At 74.8% G+C, this 781-nt stretch carries 1 protein-coding gene; it reads right to left on the bottom strand.

Annotation, left to right across the window (positions count from 1 at the left end):
• Positions 1-781: AMP-binding protein (locus ADK55_RS16580; protein WP_159041423.1), on the bottom strand; the 781-nt coding region annotated here is incomplete at both ends.

Raw genomic sequence — 781 nt, 5'->3', positions numbered from 1 at the left:
CAACGGCACCACCAGGGCGGGCACCATGTACTCCGGGAGCAACCCGGCCGCGTGCGCGCGCAGGGCCCGCGGATCGAGTTCCCCGCGCTCCGCCACGGCGTACCCCACCAGACGCACGATGTCCCCGTCCCGGTCGGCCACCACCGCGGCCTGCGCCACGTCGGGATGCGCGGCCAGGGCCGACTCGATCTCGCCCAGCTCGATGCGGAAGCCGCGGATCTTCACCTGCGTGTCGACCCGACCCAGGAAGTCCAGATTGCCGTCCCGCCGCCAACGGGCCCGGTCCCCGGTGCGGTACATCCGGCCGCCGGGCGCCCCGAACGGGTCGGCGACGAACCGCTCGGAGGTCAGCCCGGGCCTGCCCAGGTAGCCGCGGGCCAGACCCCGACCCGCGACGTACAGTTCGCCGGTCACCCCGGGCGGGACGGGGGAGAGGGTCGCGTCCAGCACGTAGCAGGGGGTGTTGGGGTCGGGGCGACCGATCGGCACCCGCCCGCCGGGACGCCCGCCGGCCTGACGCGCCGGCCACAGCGTCGAGTTCACGGTGGCCTCGGTCAGTCCGTACGCCGCGATGAGGTTCACCGTGGCGCCCCAGCGCTCGAACAGGTCCGGGGGCACCGTCTCGGTGCCGACCAGGATCGTCGAGCCCTCCGGCAGCTCACAGCCGGCCGGCAGCGCCGAGACCAGCGAGGGCGGCAGGATCATGTGCGTGACGCCCTGCTCCGCCAGGAACTCGGTGAGCGCGGATCCCGCCACCCGCGCCTCGTCGGGGACGAGCACC

The sequence above is a fragment of the Streptomyces sp. WM4235 genome (assembly GCF_001279725.1).
Classification (GTDB): Bacteria; Actinomycetota; Actinomycetes; order Streptomycetales; family Streptomycetaceae; genus Streptomyces.
This window is presented reverse-complemented; position numbering and strand designations above follow the sequence as displayed.